1 pseudogene is annotated in these 358 nt (G+C 53.4%); it reads right to left on the minus strand.

The features are described 5' to 3' along the window. Positions 1-51: 51 nt before the first annotated feature. A pseudogene (locus tag KDM89_RS20540) lies at positions 52-267 on the minus strand (M24 family metallopeptidase); the annotation flags it as partial. Between the last annotated feature and the right edge of the window lie 91 nt (positions 268-358).

Here is a 358-nt window from a genome sequence, read left to right on the forward strand (position 1 = left end):
GTGGGCTGAGCAGTTTCGCACTGCGCCCACACCACCACGACCAATTAGGAATTAAGCAAACACATCTGGATAAGCCGTATCGGCTTCAGGCCAGGCGGTCAGCACTTCGCAGCCGTTTTCTGTGACGACCACCATATGTTCCCACTGCGCGGACCAGGAGCCGTCGCGGGTTTCTACGGTCCAGCCATCGGCCAGCTGGCGGGTCGCCGCTTTACCGGCATTGATCATGGGTTCTATGGTGAAGATCATACCCGGCTGCAGCAGCAGAATAGCCACGATAGCACTGTGCTTTGTAATATCGACATAGGCAGTATTTTTTTCTTACACTACGCAGATATTTGTCTGTACAGATGAAGGT

It is taken from the genome of Cognatundibacterium luofuense, from assembly GCF_018139685.1.
In the GTDB taxonomy this organism is placed as follows: domain Bacteria; phylum Pseudomonadota; class Gammaproteobacteria; order Burkholderiales; family Burkholderiaceae_D; genus Undibacterium; species Undibacterium luofuense.